The organism is Gordonia sp. SL306 (assembly GCF_026625785.1).
In the GTDB taxonomy this organism is placed as follows: domain Bacteria; phylum Actinomycetota; class Actinomycetes; order Mycobacteriales; family Mycobacteriaceae; genus Gordonia.
In genome coordinates, this window is record NZ_CP113063.1 from 4,937,003 (window position 1) to 4,953,016 (window position 16,014).

Annotated in this window: 12 protein-coding genes; 8 read left to right on the plus strand and 4 right to left on the minus strand. The window is 66.6% G+C overall.

Annotated features, from left to right (window positions below; translation table 11 throughout):
* Positions 1 to 215 precede the first annotated feature (215 nt).
* From OVA31_RS22630 to OVA31_RS22645, 4 genes are all read right to left on the minus strand, one after another.
* On the minus strand, positions 216 to 1,766 hold the full coding sequence (locus OVA31_RS22630; protein ID WP_267628772.1) for an acyl-CoA synthetase: 1,551 nt from the start codon (positions 1,764 to 1,766) through the stop codon (positions 216 to 218).
* A 113-nt stretch (positions 1,767 to 1,879) separates the two neighbouring features.
* A complete protein-coding gene (locus OVA31_RS22635) occupies positions 1,880 to 3,445 on the minus strand; it encodes a GMC oxidoreductase (protein ID WP_420714228.1) in 1,566 nt (521 codons plus the stop codon).
* Positions 3,446 to 3,571: 126 nt separating this feature from the next.
* The gene (locus OVA31_RS22640) at positions 3,572 to 4,138 is read right to left on the minus strand and encodes a TetR/AcrR family transcriptional regulator (protein WP_164309620.1); all 567 of its coding nucleotides are present in this window, start codon (positions 4,136 to 4,138) and stop codon (positions 3,572 to 3,574) included.
* 33 nt (positions 4,139 to 4,171) lie between these two features.
* Positions 4,172 to 6,988: an aconitate hydratase gene (locus OVA31_RS22645; RefSeq protein ID WP_267628774.1), complete on the minus strand. Its 2,817-nt coding sequence runs from the start codon at positions 6,986 to 6,988 to the stop codon at positions 4,172 to 4,174.
* A gap of 465 nt (positions 6,989 to 7,453) precedes the next feature.
* Here OVA31_RS22645 and OVA31_RS22650 point away from each other — a divergent pair, with 465 nt between their 5' ends.
* The 8 genes from OVA31_RS22650 (at position 7,454) to OVA31_RS22685 (ending at position 16,011) form a co-directional block, all read left to right on the plus strand.
* Positions 7,454 to 8,107 carry a DUF6676 family protein gene (locus OVA31_RS22650; RefSeq protein WP_267628775.1) on the plus strand — a complete coding sequence of 218 codons (654 nt, stop codon included), beginning with the start codon at positions 7,454 to 7,456 and terminating at the stop codon, positions 8,105 to 8,107.
* Between the two features lie 270 nt (positions 8,108 to 8,377).
* Positions 8,378 to 10,039: an NlpC/P60 family protein gene (locus OVA31_RS22655; protein ID WP_267628776.1), complete on the plus strand. Its 1,662-nt coding sequence runs from the start codon at positions 8,378 to 8,380 to the stop codon at positions 10,037 to 10,039.
* A gap of 118 nt (positions 10,040 to 10,157) precedes the next feature.
* Positions 10,158 to 11,348 (plus strand): AAA family ATPase, encoded by a 1,191-nt coding sequence (locus OVA31_RS22660; RefSeq protein ID WP_420714103.1) that lies wholly within the window; start codon positions 10,158 to 10,160, stop codon positions 11,346 to 11,348.
* Complete coding sequence (locus tag OVA31_RS22665) at positions 11,335 to 12,273, plus strand: DUF58 domain-containing protein (protein WP_267628778.1); 939 nt, start codon at positions 11,335 to 11,337, stop codon at positions 12,271 to 12,273. Before OVA31_RS22660 ends, OVA31_RS22665 begins: the two co-directional genes overlap by 14 nt.
* Before the next feature lie 7 nt (positions 12,274 to 12,280).
* Positions 12,281 to 13,255 carry a VWA domain-containing protein gene (locus OVA31_RS22670; protein ID WP_267631664.1) on the plus strand — a complete coding sequence of 325 codons (975 nt, stop codon included), beginning with the start codon at positions 12,281 to 12,283 and terminating at the stop codon, positions 13,253 to 13,255.
* A 50-nt stretch (positions 13,256 to 13,305) separates the two neighbouring features.
* A complete protein-coding gene (fabG1, locus tag OVA31_RS22675; protein WP_267628779.1) occupies positions 13,306 to 14,037 on the plus strand; it encodes a 3-oxoacyl-ACP reductase FabG1 in 732 nt (243 codons plus the stop codon).
* 40 nt (positions 14,038 to 14,077) lie between these two features.
* Positions 14,078 to 14,911: an NADH-dependent enoyl-ACP reductase InhA gene (gene inhA / locus OVA31_RS22680; RefSeq protein WP_267628780.1), complete on the plus strand. Its 834-nt coding sequence runs from the start codon at positions 14,078 to 14,080 to the stop codon at positions 14,909 to 14,911.
* On the plus strand, positions 14,911 to 16,011 hold the full coding sequence (locus OVA31_RS22685) for a ferrochelatase (protein WP_267628781.1): 1,101 nt from the start codon (positions 14,911 to 14,913) through the stop codon (positions 16,009 to 16,011). Before inhA ends, OVA31_RS22685 begins: the two co-directional genes overlap by 1 nt.
* Positions 16,012 to 16,014: the final 3 nt, after the last annotated feature.

A 16,014-nucleotide genomic window follows, 5' to 3' on the forward strand; every position in this document is an offset into this window, starting at 1 on the left:
AGGACACCAACAACATCTGCCCGTCATAGGAAACGACAACCCGCATCACCATCAACTGATAACAGCGTATCCGGACCCACCGACAGGAGCGGCTGGCAAGCGGCTACTCGGCAGGCGGAGGGATTCGCGGCTACTCGACCAGCGGAGAGTGGGCACGCTCGTTACCTGCCAGACCGGTTACGAGCGCGCCCGTCTGCGTGCGACCTCGGACCGGGTCAGCTCACCGTCTTCGGCCAATACCGCTTGCGCAGTTCTCCTTTCACGAGCTTCCCGGTCGGCGTCCGGGGAAGGTCATCGACGAAGTCGACGGTCCGCGGGGCCTTGTACGATGCGAGCGCCTCTTTGGTGAAGTCGATGAGCTCGGCGGCCAGTTCGGGCGACGGAGCAAAGGCCGGGTCGAGTTGGACGCAGGCCTTCGCCACCTCACCGAGGTCGTCGTCGGGGACTCCGATCACCGCCACGTCGTAGATCGCGGGGTGCCCGACCAGGACGTTCTCCGCCTCCTGCGGGTAGATGTTCACTCCGCCGGAGATGATCATGAAGGCCTTGCGGTCTGTCAGGTAGAGGTAGCCCTCGTCGTCGACGTAGCCCACATCGCCTGTCGTCGACCAGTTCCGATGCTCCGGGTGCTGTGCCTTGCGGGTCTTGTCGGGGTCGTTGTGATATTCGAACGCGACATCGTCACGCTCGAAGTACACCGTGCCGACCTCTCCGGTCGGCATCTCGGTGCCGTCCTCGTCGCAGATGTGGACGACGCCGAGCAGAGGCTTGCCCACGGACCCGGGATGGTCCAGGGCCTCCTGCGGGCCGATGAAGGTGGCGCCCGCCGCCTCGGTGGATGCGTAGTACTCGTGGATCACCGGGCCCCACCAGTCGATCATGGCTCGTTTGACCTCGACCGGGCACGGCGCCGCCGCATGGACCGCGATTCGCATGCTGCTGACGTCGTACTTCGCCCGGACGTCGTCGGGGAGCTTGAGCATCCTGATGAACATCGTCGGTACCCACTGACTGTGGGTGACGTGGAATTGTTCGATGGCTCCCAGCGCGGTCTCGGGCTCGAACCGGTCCAGAAAGACGACCGTCCCGCCGACCGAATTCGTGACGCCGCAATACCGCAGTGGCGCAGCGTGATACAGCGGAGCAGGGGAGAGGTACACCGTGTCGGCGTCGAATCCGTACATCGGTGCGAAGATCGCCGTGTAGGCATCCGGGATCTCGTCGACCTGACCTTGCGGCAAGGGGGTCTTGATGCCCTTGGGCCGGCCGGTGGTACCTGACGAGTAGAGCATGTCGGTGCCCCGAGGTTGGTCGGCACGCGGCGTGGCGGACGCCCCGGCGAGGATGGTGTCGTATGAGTCGAATCCGGGTATCTTTCCGCCCCAGGCGATTCGCCGACCCGAAGCGCTCAGGGCCGGGATCGCCTCGGCCTCGGCAACCGCGTCGGCGACCGAGGCGTCGGCGAAGACCGCCTGCGCGTTGCAGTCCGTGAGGATGTAGGCGGTCTCCGCGGCAGTGAGGTGGTGGTTGATAGCGGTGACATAGAGTCCGCTTCGAAGCGCAGCCCAGTAGACCTCGAACATGTGCAGGTCGTTCTGCGAGATCATGGCGATGGTGTCCCCTGGACGTAGGCCGATGGTGTCCAGATGGTTGGCGAGCCGAGTCGAGTTCTCGTCCAATTGCCGGTAGGTCAACTGCTCTCCGGTGGCGGCACGGATGATCGCGGGCTTGTCCGGTGTGGACTTCGCGAATACTCCAGGGAACAAGGGGCACTCCTCTGACTGACAGTGGGAACAGTCACCCCGACCGGGCTCTACCGAGCGATCGATCGGGGTGCTGTGGGTCACATTACCTTATGCCTGCGGCGTCGCGGCGGTCGCTAATGCGTTGCGAGGAACCTGTCCATCGTTCGTTCGGCCAGGGCCGTGATCGTCAGGGATGGGTTGACCAATCCGACGGCGCCGGGCACGAACGAACCGTCGACGACGTAGAGGTCGTCGTAGCCCTTGACCGCGCCGTTCATCGACGCGGCCTTTCCCATGACGACGCCGCCGAGGCCGTGATACGTGCTTGCCGAGCCGAACCCGATGAGTCGCGAGGAGAGCGGAATCCCGTTGGCGGGGTAGCCGTACCGTGTCTCGGTTCGGTAGTGGAACCGCTCGACGAACGCGTTGGCGCGCCGATCGAGTTCACTGGAACCTTCCGGGTACGGATAGGTGAGGACCGCTCTGCGGGTGGCGTGGTCGAAGTCGATGCTGCCGCGCTCATCGGTGTGCACCTGGACGAGGTTGGTGGTCAGCGCCTTGCCGAGCGGCGACGGCAGGGGTGTCGCCTGGTACACCATCGATGCGGGCCCACCCGGAAGGTCGTCGTCGTAGATCCGCGCGTAACCGGGGCCGCCCTGGACGGCACCGAAGTCTTCGCGGGGGTTGGACCGGGTGGTCAGAAAGTCGCCGTTGCCGCCGAATCCCTCACCGATGCGTGGTGAGAGCCGCGGCAGGATGCCGAGTGCCCGCGCGCGCACGAGGAGCTCGGTGGTGTGGAAGGAGCCGGCGGCCAAGAAGACGTGATCGGCCTCGGCCCGGACGGTCCGCACCGTCCGGCCACTCTCGTCGAGAACTCGTGCCGTCACGGCAAATCCCCTGCGGCGTGGTCGTTGCCGGATGTCGAAGACCTCGTGCATCGGCAGGATGCGCACGTTGCCGGTCTGTTCCGCGGCGGGCAGATATGTGTGGTCGAGGGATTTCTTGGCGCCGCTGTTGACGCCGTAGGTCAGGTCTCCGATCGAGACGCCGCGGGGTCGTGTACCGCGGAGCTCCGCGCGAACGAGATCCCAGTCGACCGCGAAATCGAAGAAATGGGGGTCGGCGCCATAACGGTCGACGACCTTCAACCACGATCGGGCGCCGACGTAGTCGGGATGGGTCAGGATGTCCGACGGCAACGGTGAGACGCCGAGCATTCGTTTCGCGCGTGGGTAATACGAGCGCTCGAGTTCCGGATAATCGGCCGCCGCAGGGAAGATGAGTTCGAAATCGCGACGCCTCGGGACCGGCGTGAACGAACCGAACACCAACGATCCGCCACCCACGCCCGCGCCGTACACCGCCTCGATCCCGTTGCCCATCACATGGTCGAGCACCCCGGGGTACGGCTCGGCCGGTATCGCGGTCGCGAGGTTCGCACCTGCGGGACTGCCGAACCAGGCGGCTCGCTTGTCCGGGCTGATGAAGGTGGCAAACGTGTCGCCGTCGCGTCGGATCGGCCAACGGCGCCCACGTTCGAACACGGTCGTCCGGATGCCGGCCCGGCCAAGACGCAGCGCCGCGACAGATCCACCGAACCCGGTACCGATGACGATGGCGGTGCTCTCCGTGGCCGGGTTGGCCATGCCTGCACCGCCGGCGGCCGCAAGTCCTCCGGCAGCGAGGGCTCCCGTTCCGATCGCGCCGCGGAGAAACGAGCGACGGGTGAGATGTCCCCGGGGCGGGTCATGCGGCGAGGGAGCCTTGGCGTCCACCCACTGACCGTATCGGTCGAAACCTGAAGACGACCTGAAACGCCAGGATCTCTAGTGCTCGGGTCGAACCGACTCCTCCACGAGGTCGAGAACCGCGGTGAGGTCACCCGTGGGCTGTCCCGTCGCGAGGCGGGTGATGAGGCCGTCGAGAACGAGGTCGAGGTACTTGACCAGCACCTCGGTCGGAACGTCGTCGCGCAGTCGACCGGCCTCGCGTCGGTGCTCGAGCCGTCTCAGCGTGGCCTGTTCGACATCTGCCGAATGAGACAACCAGGCGGCCCGGAAGGAAGCGTCGGTACGCAGCTTGCGGGCGATCTCCAGTCGAGTCCCCAGCCAGTCGAAATCCTGTGGCCGAGCGAGCATGTCGCGCATGACCTGGACCAGGCCCTGCTCGGCGGCCACGTCGGCCATCCGCTCGGCATCCTCCTGCGCGAGCGCGAGGAAGAGGGCTTCCTTGTCGCGGAAGTGATGGAAGATGGCGCCGCGTGACAATCCGGTCGACTCTTCGATGCGTTTGACGGTCGCCCCGTCGTATCCGTAGTCGGCGAAGCAATGCCGCGCGCCGTCGAGAATCTCTCGACGGCGCGCGGCGAGCCGGTCATCACTGACCTTGGGCACTTCTCGTGCTCCCTGAATTCCTGATCAACGCCGTCAGCTCTCGATCATGTTGCGCAGCACGAACTGCAGGATTCCTCCGTTGCGGTAGTAATCGGCCTCGCCGGGCGTGTCGATCCGCACCTTGGCGTCGAACTCGATGGCCGAGCCGTCCTCCTTGGTGGCGGTGACATGCACCGTCTGCGGCGTCTCACCGGAGTTGAGTTCCTCGATGCCGGTGATGTCGAAGGTCTCGGTGCCGTCCAGGCCGAGCGACTTGTGTGACTCGCCATCCGGGAACTGCAGCGGGATCACGCCCATGCCGATCAGGTTCGACCGGTGGATGCGCTCGAAGCTCTCGGTGATGACAGCCTTCACACCCAGCAGGCTGGTGCCCTTGGCGGCCCAGTCACGCGACGACCCGGTGCCGTACTCCTTGCCGCCGAGCACGACGAGCGGGGTGTCCTGCGCGGCGTAGTTCTGCGCGGCGTCGTAGATGAACGACTGCGGGGCGCCGTCCTGAGTGAAGTCGCGGGTGTATCCGCCGGACACGCCGTCGAGCAGCTGATTCTGCAGGCGGATGTTGCCGAAGGTCGACCGGATCATCACCTCGTGGTTGCCGCGACGGGCACCCAGCGAGTTGTAATCCTTGCGCGCAACACCATTCGCGTCGAGGTACTGCGCCGCAGGCGTACCGGGCTTGATCGTCGAGGCCGGTGAGATGTGGTCGGTCGTGACCGAGTCACCGAGCTTCGCGAGGACCCGTGCGCCCTTGATGTCGGAGACGGGCGACGGCTCGAGCTGCATGCCCTCGAAGTACGGAGGCTTACGGACATAGGTCGACTTGTCGTCCCACTCGAAGGTCTTGCCCGCAGGGGTGGGCAGACCCTGCCAGCGCTCGTCGCCCTTGAAGACGTCGGCGTAGTCGGAGGCGTACTGCTCGGACGAGATCGACTCCTCGATCGTCGTGGCGATCTCCTCGCCCGACGGCCAGATGTCCTTGAGGAACACGTCGTTGCCGTCGGTGTCCTGACCGAGCGGATCGGCCTCGAAGTCGAAGTCCATCGTCCCGGCGAGGGCGTAGGCGATCACGAGCGGCGGCGACGCGAGGTAGTTCATCTTGACGTCGGGGTTGATACGACCCTCGAAGTTGCGGTTACCCGACAGCACCGCGGTGGCGGTCAGATCATGGTCGTTGATCGCCTTGCTGATCTCCTCGGGCAGCGGGCCCGAGTTGCCGATGCAGGTGGTGCAGCCGTAGCCGACGAGGAAGAAGCCGAGCTTCTCGAGATAGGGCCACAGGCCGGCCTTCTCGTAGTAGCCGGTGACGACCTGCGAGCCCGGGGCCATCGAGGTCTTCACCCACGGTTTGGCGGTCAGGCCCTTCTCGACGGCCTTCTTGGCCAGCAGGCCTGCACCGAGCATGACCGACGGGTTCGAAGTGTTGGTGCAGCTGGTGATCGACGCGATGGTCACGATGCCGTGGTCGAGGATCATGTCGCCGCGCTCGGCCGACGAGACCTTGATGGGCTTGGACGGACGACCCTCGGCGCCCTTCGACGCGTTGTGGGCAGGCTCCTCGTCATCGGAGAAGGAGAGGGTGGCGGCCCCGGGGCTGACAGACGGCGCGTCGGAAGCCGGGAAGCTCTCCTCGTTCGCCTCGTCGACACCGTTGTGGGCGGGGGCGTTCCCCTCTTCGACGTAGTTGTGGATGTCCTTGCGGAAGGCGTTCTTCGCGTCCCACAGCTCGATTCGGTCCTGCGGACGCTTGGGGCCGGCGATCGACGGCACCACCTCGGCGAGGTCGAGCTCGAGGTACTCCGAGTAGACCGGTTCCTTGTCGCCGTCGTGCCACATGCCCTGTTCCTTGGCGTAGGCCTCGACCAGGGCGAGGGTCTCCTCGCTGCGACCGGTCAGCTTCAGGTACTTGACGGTCTCCTCGTCGATCGGGAACATCGCGCAGGTCGAGCCGAATTCGGGGCTCATGTTGCCGATGGTGGCGCGGTTGGCCAGCGGGACCTCGGCGACGCCCTTCCCGTAGAACTCGACGAACTTGCCGACCACACCGTGCTTGCGCAGCATCTCGGTGATGGTGAGGACCACGTCGGTGGCGGTCACGCCGGGCTTGGTGGCGCCGGTCAGCTTGAAGCCGACCACGCGGGGGATGAGCATGGAGACGGGCTGGCCGAGCATCGCGGCCTCGGCCTCGATACCGCCGACGCCCCAGCCCAGCACGCCCAGGCCGTTCTCCATCGTGGTGTGCGAGTCGGTGCCGATGCACGTGTCGGGGTAGGCCGCGCCGTCGCGAACCATGATCGAACGTGCCAGGTGCTCGATGTTGACCTGGTGGACGATGCCGGTGCCCGGCGGGACGACGCGGAAGTCGTCGAATGCGCCCTGACCCCAGCGGAGGAACTTGTAGCGCTCCTCGTTGCGCTGGTACTCGATCTCGACGTTGCGCTCGAACGCCTGCGCGTTGCCGAAGGCCTCGATGATCACGGAGTGGTCGATGACCATCTCGGCGGGCGCGAGGGGATTGACCTTGTCCGGGTCGCCGCCGAGTTCCTTCACCGCGTCGCGCATGGTGGTCAGGTCGACGATGCAGGGCACGCCGGTGAAGTCCTGCATGATCACACGGGCCGGGGTGAACTGGATCTCGATGCTCGGATCGGCGCTCGGATCCCAGTTCGCGATCGCCTCGATGTGCTCTTTGGTGATGTTGGCGCCGTCCTCGGTGCGCAGCAGGTTCTCGGCGAGCACCTTGAGCGCATAGGGGAGTTTGTCGGCGCCCTCCACGGCACTCAGCCGGTAGATCTCATACGAGTTGTCGCCCACCTCGAGGGTGCCCTTGGCGCCAAAGGAATCGATACTCACGTCTAATCCACTCTCCTCAAGTGCCGGCGGGCTGCGCCGGCGTGCTTCTCTGGTTCGCTCGTCCAACCGGGCGAACCGCTGGGGGTCGTCGGCGAGCGTGGCCGGCTCGTCGACTCTGACCGTGGCACCGACGGGCTGCGTCGGTGCGGGGTGCAACAAGTGTGTCCGTTGCGATCGCTGTCGCGTGTCCGGGACCGATCTGCGGGGGCCGATCACGGGGCGGCGACGACATCACCAACCTTAACAGTACGTCCGTACTGTTAACAAGCCGACTCCACCGCTCGCGCGCCGGATCCGGACCGCGAGTATCCGGCCCCTGCCATTCTGTCGTACCGTGCAGCAGGAGGTTTGGCGAGCAGCCACTGTCCGTGCGAATTTAATGCTCGCGAAACCTGGTCGCAGACGCTGTGACACGGCTCGTGACGGTTACCGGGTACCGGTGCGGATGGATGTGAGGATGGCCAGATGAGTCCGGGTGCGACGACTGAGAATGTGGTGGCCCTGCCGGCCGCCGGAGGAACCGCACCGCAGATCATCCCGAGCGACCTCGACATGAACGCGATCCTCGCCGACATCAAGGACGACCATGTCTCGGCGCCGGCGGATCAGGTCTCGGGCCTCCGGGAGGTCGTCGCGCATGCGGACTCCGAGGGCTACGACGTCAGCTTCGTCGTCTTGCCCGACGCGATGAAGTTCACCTACTACCGCGACATCGCGACCGAACTGCAATCCGAGGTGGGCGGGACCGTGATCGTCCTCGGGCCCAATTCGGTCGGCAGTTCCTCGCCCTACTTCAGTCGTGTGCACCAAGAAGAGGCGACCGACAACCTCACCCTCACGAATCCGCCGCTCGCCGCGCGCCAGATGTGGGACCAGATGAACGGTCCATCGCTGAACTGGACGGCGATCAGCCTGGTGCTCATCGTGATCATCATCATCGGCGCGGTGATCGCCCGCCTGCGGACGCGCCGGTCGCGTGATGCCACGGGCGAGGGCTCGGCCGCACTCTCCGGTGGTGGCGGTTCCGAGGGTGTCCGAACCGACGAGGATCCGGACCCGGCCGGCGAGACATCCACGCCGGGGCCGGGCACCACCGATCTCTCCCGCGACCTGCCCTAGCGTCGCTCGTTCTCCCGGGCCTCCACGGTCTGGGGCGGGGCCGTCAGCGCCCCCGCTACACCGCGGTTCGAACCGTTTTCGGCACGGCATGCTCGCGCGGCCTTTTCGTTGCGAATTCGATACCTCGACACAGCTCGGGTCTTTCGCCAGTTCACGGCATTTTCGCAGGTAATCACGCCAATGTAATTCGTTACGCCTGTTTTCCGATGTGTCCGATGTGACGTACGGTTCTGTTGTCACGTGTGGTGTCCAAGTGATGGAGGACAGCGCATGTGGTGCATGGTGCAGGTCGAGGAAGGGTCGGGATCGGACGGGCACCGACGTCGCAACGGTGCGGATGTGGCGGGGCATGCCGCAAACGGCAAGGGAGATCTGGTGAGGCGAGGGAATACCGGTGTGGCGCGTGGGGGACCACCGGCGCCGGGAGCGCAGCGAGTCGGCGGTCTGTCGCCGCTCGCACGCCTCTGTGTGCTCGTGGTCATCGTCGTCCTCGGCGCGATCGGAGCCGGAACGGCGCAGGCGGCCCCCGAACGCGGCAAGTCAGGAAAATCAGGCGTTTCGGCACTGATCAATCAGATCGCCAAGGCCAACCAGAACATCGCCGACCTCGACAATGCGATCGCAGTGCGGCAGGAGAACGTCAACCGTGCGCTGGTCGACTTCCAGAACTCGGTGGCCGCCCAGCACCTCGCCAACGTCGCGGCCACGTCGTCGAAGCGTTCCCTCGCCCAGGCGGGCCGCCGGGTCGCGCAAGCGCAGAAGGACTTTGATCGCTTCGCCCGCGATGTCTACCGCCAGGGCAGCTCGCAGAACTCGATGTCGAACTACGTCTCCTCGGACAACCCGCAGTCGGTGCTGGATCGGGTGACCGTCCTCGACCGTCTTGGCAAGCAGCAGCGCGACACGATCGAACGCCTTCAGGTCGCCCGGAACCAGCAGGCCAACCGCGTCGCCGCGGTGGAGGCCACCAAGCGGCAGGCAGCCTTCGCCACCAAGAGCGCCCAGACGCGCAAGGACGACGCCCTCGCCGCCGTCTCCGAAGCGCGCTCGGCAGCCGCCTCCGAACAGCAACGCCGGGGCACGCTGATCCAGAAGCGCGACAAGGTGCAAGCGTCTCTGGACAAGATCCGGGGGGTCGCGCCCAAGCGTGAGGTCGAGGGCCCCACGACGGACCAGCTCCTGCAGAACCTCTTCCCGGATTCGCCGAGTACCCCCGCGGCGCCGTCGGCTCCCGGCGCTCCCGCGGCGGGCGGCGGCGACAACCAGGCACTCGCGGTCGCGGCCGAGGCCGCCGCGAAGCTCGCCCTCGACGTCGGCCAGAAGGTGCTCGCCGGGGTGGTCGGCCGGCAGCAGGTTCCGCATTCGCAGTTGCTCGACGAACTCGGCGTCGGCGGTTCCGACATGACCGGCAGCGGGCCCGACTCGTTGAGTTCGGCGCTGGGTTCCGGCAGCCTCGGCAGTTTGTTCGGCAGTTCGTCCGGCGGCGGCATGGTCCGCCCGGGCCTGCGCGGACCGCAGGCCGTCGAGATCGTCGTCAATCGGGGCCTGTCACAGCTCAACGTCCCCTATGCGTGGGGTGGTGGCGACGCGAACGGACCGACGCGCGGCATCCGCGACGGCGGCGTCGCCGACAGCTACGGCGACTACAACAAGACCGGTTTCGATTGCTCCGGGTTGATGATCTACGCCTTCGCGGGTGTCGGGATCGACCTGCCGCACTACACCGGCTACCAGTACACCTCGGGTCCTCAGTTCCCGCTGTCGCAGATGAAGCGCGGTGACATGATCTTCTACGGTCCGAACGCGAGTCAGCACGTGGCGCTCTACCTCGGCGACAACAAGATGTTGGAGGCGCCGGAGTCCGGGTCGGTCGTCAAGGTGTCGCCGCTGCGCACCAGCGGGGCCATGCCCAACGTCGTGCGCCTGCTCTGAGCGTTCGCGCACCCGCGACCCTTCTTGGCCCCCGTTCAGGCAACGCGACTAGGCTGGCAGCGACACGACAGGCCGCCCTGTATTGCTGCTCAACACGTAGATGAACAAGGAGCACCGGTTGACCTCTTCGCATCCCCCTGCCGAACCCGCGGGCGGAGCCGGCCGAGACGGATCGGTCTCGCTGTCCGACGCTGACGTCAAGCTGCTGGAACGAGCGATCTACGAGGTGAAACGGGTCATCGTCGGACAGGACGAGCTCGTCGAGCGCATCCTGGTCGGCCTTCTGGCCCGTGGCCACATCTTGCTCGAAGGTGTGCCGGGCGTAGCCAAGACCCTCGCGGTCGAGACATTCGCCAACGTGGTCGGCGGCTCGTTCTCCCGCGTGCAGTTCACCCCTGACCTGGTCCCGACCGACCTCATCGGTACCCGTATCTACCGTCAGGGCCGCGAGGAGTTCGACACCGAACTCGGCCCGGTGGTGGCGAACTTCCTGCTCGCCGACGAGATCAACCGGGCGCCCGCCAAGGTGCAGTCGGCGCTGCTCGAGGTGATGGCCGAGCGGCACGTCTCGATCGGCGGCACCACGTACCCGATGCCCGACCCGTTCCTGGTGATGGCAACCCAGAACCCGATCGAGAACGAGGGCGTCTACCCACTGCCCGAGGCCCAGCGCGACCGCTTCCTGTTCAAGGTGCTCGTCGACTATCCGACGGTCGAAGAAGAGCGTGAGATCGTCTACCGGATGGGCAACGTCCCACCGACCGCGTCGCAGATCCTCGACCCGGAGACGATGATCCGCCTGCAGCGGACCGCCGCCGACGTCTTCGTCCACCATGCACTCGTCGACTACGTCGTGCGGGTCATCAATGCCACCCGTCGTCCGGGCGAGCTCGGGATGACCGACGTCGCCGCCTGGCTCTCCTACGGTGCATCGCCCCGCGCGACCCTCGGGATCGTCGCGGCCGCACGCGCTCTCGCCCTGGTGCGGGGACGCGACTACGTGATCCCGCAGGACGTCGTCGAGATCATCCCCGACGTCCTGCGGCACCGCCTGGTGCTCAGCTACGACGCGCTCGCCGATGAGGTGGACGCCGACCAGGTGATCACCCGGGTGCTACAGACGGTCGGGTTGCCACAGGTCGGCGCGCAACCCGTCGCACCCGCCGCGTACTCGGGTTCGCCTACGCAAACCGGCCCGCCGCCGGGGCAGGGTCAGCAGACTGTCAATCAACAAGCACCGCAACAGCATCCGGGCCAGACGAATGGCGCTGCGGTGAATCAGGCGCCGCCGCGGTATGCCGGCCAATAGCGAGCTGCCGTCGCTCGGCGCCGGTCTCCTGTCCGAACCGCAGCTCACCGCCGCGTTGCGGACGCTGGAGCTGACTGTGCGCCGCAAGCTCGACGGCGTCCTGCAAGGGGAACATCTCGGCCTGATCCCGGGCCCGGGATCCGAACCGGGGGAGGCCCGGGCGTATCAGCCCGGCGACGACATCCGGCGGATGGAATGGTCGGTCACCGCGCGCACCACCCAGCCCCACGTCCGGCAGATGATCGCCGACCGCGAGCTGGAGACGTGGCTCGTCGTCGACGTGTCGGCAAGCCTCGATTTCGGCACCGTCAACTGCACGAAACGCGATCTGGCGGTGGCGGCCGCGGCCGCCCTCGTGCACCTCACCTCCGGCGGCGGCAATCGCCACGGAGCCATCGTCGTGACCGGCGATCAGCTCGTGCGGGTGCCCGCCCGCAGCGGTCGTGCGCATGCCCAGAACCTGCTGAAGGCCATCGCGACCACCACTCGCGCGTCGACCGGGGTGCGGGGTGACCTGCACGCCGGGATCGAGGCGTTGCGCCGCCCTCAGCGGCGTCGCGGCCTCGCCGTGGTGATCAGTGATTTCCTCGGTCCGATCGACTGGGAACGTTCACTGCGCGCGATCGGCGCGCACCACGAGCTGCTGGCGGTTGAGGTGCTCGATCCGCGCGATCTCGACCTGCCCGACATCGGTGAGGTGACCCTCGCGGATGCCGAATCCGGCGAGGTCCGCGACATCACGATCACCCCGGCGGTCCGCCGGGATTTCGCGGCCGCGGCGCGCGCCCACCAGCAGAAGGTGCATCGCACCATCCGTAGCTGCGGAGGACCCGTGCTGAGTCTGTCCACAGATCGGGACTGGATCACCGACACCGTCAAGTTCGTTGCCCAGCGTCGTCGCGGCCTCGCCGCCGGGGTCGGGTGACGCCGGCGTGTCGTTCCTGGCGAGCCCATGGTGGCTCCTGCTTCTCCTGGTCGTGGCCGCACTCGGCGCCGCCTATGTCTATGTGCAGCGGCTGCGTCGCAAGCGGGCACTGACATTCGCGAACCTCGACCTGCTCAACCGGGTGGCGCCCCAACAGCGCAATCGCTGGCAGCACGTACCGATCGCGCTGCTGCTCGTGGCGCTGATCCTGCTCGTCGTCGGGGTAGCCGCACCGCAGGCCGATCGTCGCGTGCCCCGCAACAAGGCCACGGTCATCCTCGTGATGGACGTGTCCCGATCGATGAACGCGACCGATGTGTCGCCGTCGCGCATCAAGGCCGCCCAGGACGCGGCGCGGAAGTTCGCGGACGAGCTGACCGACGGCATCAACCTCGGCCTGATCTCCTACGCGGGCACCGCGTCGACCCTGGTGTCACCGACGCCGGACCACAATGCGACCAAGGAAGCCGTCGACAAACTCCGGCTCGACGACAAGACGGCGACCGGCGAGGGGATCTTCGCGGCCATCCAGCAGATCAAGACCCTCAACGCGGTCCTCGGCGGGGATGCGGCGGCGCCTCCTGCGCGGGTCGTGCTGCTCTCCGACGGCAAGGAAACGGTCCCCGACGACCCGGACGATCCGCGCGGCGCGTTCACGGCCGCCCGCAAGGCCAAGGAGGAGAAGATCCCGGTGTCGAGCATCTCCTTCGGGACGATGAGCGGGACTGTCGATCTCGAGGGCGACCAGGTGCCGGTCCCCGTCGACGACGAGTCGTTGCGCAAGATCGCCAATCTCAGTGGCGGACAGTTCTTCACGGCGTCGAGCCTGGATGAGCTCAACAAGGTCTACGAGACCCTCCAACAGCAGATCGGCTACGAGAAACGCCGAGGCGACAATTCTCGTCCGTGGCTGATCGCCGGTACCTTGTTAGCGCTGCTCTCGGCGTTCGCGGCGCTGGCCATCAACCGGCGACTGCCCTGACAGCGACCGCAATGACATCAGAACAGTGACGAACGGATAGGTTGGCCACCATGGCAGACAGCAACGAAGCTCAGCAGGCCTCCCGGTCGGTCCTGGTGACCGGCGGTAACCGCGGGATCGGTCTCGCGGTCGCGCGCCGCCTGGCCGCGGACGGCCACAAGGTGGCGGTGACTCATCGCGGTTCGGGTGCACCCGACGGTCTGTTCGGTGTGCAGTGCGACGTCACGGACAACGAATCGGTGGAGCGCGCCTTCGACGAGGTCGCCGAGCACCAGGGTCCGGTCGAGGTGCTGGTGGCCAACGCGGGTATCACCGAGAACATGCTGCTGATGCGGCTGAGCGAGGAATCCTTCGAGAAGGTGATCGACGCCAATCTCACCGGCGCCTTCCGCTGTGCCAAGCGGGCCACCAAGGGTATGCAGCGCGCCAAGTGGGGACGCATGATCTTCCTGGGCTCGGTCGTCGCGATGTCGGGCATTCCCGGACAGGTCAATTACGCAGCGTCCAAGGCGGGCCTCATCGGTATGGCTCGATCGATCGCCCGCGAGGTCGGCTCGCGCAACATCACCGCGAATGTCGTGGCACCGGGTTTCATCGAGACCGACATGACCGCTGCGATGGAGGACCGCTACGTGGACATGGCCAAGCAGGCGATCCCACTCGGCCGCGTCGGCCAGCCGGAGGACGTCGCCGCGACCATCAGTTTCCTCGCGTCCGACCAGGGCAACTACATCACCGGAGCGGTGATCCCGGTCGACGGCGGCATGGGCATGGGCAACTGACCTTCTCACCTCGGACCACCAGACACCTCAGGAGCGAACCGTGACAGGAATTCTCGACGGCAAGACCATTCTCATCACCGGCATCATCACCGATGCCTCGATCGCCTTTCATGCGGCGGCGATGGCACAGGAGCAGGGCGCCAAGGTGATCATCACCGGCATCCCGGAGCGACTGAGGCTGATCGACCGGATCGCCAGGCGCCTGCCTCAGGAGGTGCCGCCGGCGATCGGGCTCGACATCACCAGCGAGGACGACCTGAACGCCTTGGCCGACAAGGTCAGGGAACTCGCGCCCGAAGGCATCGATGGCGTGATGCATTCGATCGCCTTCGCGCCCCGCACCCTGATGGGACCGGAGGCCGTGCCGTTCCTCGAAGGTCCGGGCCCGGACGCGGCCAAGGCCTTCGAGATCTCCGCGTGGAGCTACGCCTCGCTCGCCCGCGCGGTCCTGCCCGCCATGAACGAGGGTGGCTCGATCGTGGGTATGGACTTCGATCCCCGCACGGCGTTGCCGTACTACAACTGGATGGGCGTCGCCAAGGCCGCGCTCGAATCGGTCAACCGCTACGTGGCCCGCGAGGTCGGTACCGCCAAGAGGATCCGATCGAATCTCGTCGCGGCGGGCCCGATCAAGACGCTCGCGGCCAAGGCGATCGCGGGCACCGCCACCGATGACGCCAAACAGCTGACCATGCTCAACACCTACTGGGACGGCGCGTCGCCGATCGGATGGGATGTCGACGACCCGACCGTGGTCGCGAAGTCGGTGTGCGCCTTGCTCTCCGACTGGTTGCCGGGCACCACCGGTTCGATCGTGTACGTCGACGGCGGTGCGAGCCACAACACCTGGTTCCCGGAGAACTTCGCCGGCTAGTGGACGCGTCTGCGTATTCATCGCCAGTCGGTGCGCCCGCCCCGACGCGCTTCGACGCGGTCCTGTTCCTGAGCTTCGGCGGACCGGACGGACCCGACGATGTGATGCCGTTCCTGGAGAACGTCACTCGTGGCCGGGGCGTTCCGCGTGAGCGCCTCGAGGCGGTCGCGGAACACTACCTCCACTTCGGCGGCGTCTCACCGATCAATCGCCTCAATCTGGAGATGATCGACGCGCTGCGGTCGGCACTCACCGACCGCGGTCTGGAACTGCCGGTCTATTTCGGCAATCGCAACTGGCATCCGATGATCGAGGACACCCTCGCGCGGATGTATCGCGACGGGCATCGACGGATATTGGTGTTCCCGACCTCGGCCTGGGCCGGGTATTCGGGCTGCCGTCAGTATCACGAGGACATCGCCCGGGCCGTCGATGCGCTGGCCGCGTCGGAGCCGGCCAGCGCGCAGGATCCGGTGATGCTGCGGAAACTGCCGCAGTACTGGGACGAACCGGCGGTCGTCGCCGCCGGTGCCGACGCGGTTCGTCGGGCGCGGGCGCAGTTGCCGTCCGCCGATGTCGAGCCGCGTCTGGTGTTGACCGCGCATTCGGTCCCGGTGTCGGCGGATCGGGCTGCCGGCCCGGCCGCCGAGGGAGGTGGCCGGTATTCGGCGCAGGTGTATGCGGCATCGTCGGCGGTTGCCGAGGCCGTCGGCTGTCACGATTTCGATCAGGTCTGGCAGTCGCGTTCGGGCCCACCCCAGGTTCCGTGGCTCGAACCCGACATCTGCGATCACCTGGAAACCCTTGCCGAACAAGGTATTCGACAGGTGATCGTGTTCCCGGTCGGATTCATCTCCGATCATCTCGAGGTGATCTGGGACCTCGACAACGAGGCCGCGGAGGTGGCCGGGCGACTCGGTCTCGACTACGTGCGGGCCGACACGGTCGGAACCGACCCCCGGTTTGTCGAGATGATCGTCGATCTCGTCGAGCGGTATGTCGACGGCCGGGGTGATCAGACCGCGATGGGCTGTGGTGACAACGGGCGGATGTGCCGGCCGGACTGCTGTGTCCCGGTCGCGCGCCCTGCTCCTGCCTGACTG

Coding starts and splice junctions, on each gene's coding strand:
- OVA31_RS22655 (WP_267628776.1), top strand. CDS start 8,378: ATGTGGTGCATGGTGCAGGTCGAGGAAGGGTCGGGATCGGACGGGCAC.
- OVA31_RS22665 (WP_267628778.1), top strand. CDS start 11,335: ATGCCGGCCAATAGCGAGCTGCCGTCGCTCGGCGCCGGTCTCCTGTCC.
- OVA31_RS22650 (WP_267628775.1), top strand. CDS start 7,454: ATGAGTCCGGGTGCGACGACTGAGAATGTGGTGGCCCTGCCGGCCGCC.
- fabG1 (WP_267628779.1), top strand. CDS start 13,306: ATGGCAGACAGCAACGAAGCTCAGCAGGCCTCCCGGTCGGTCCTGGTG.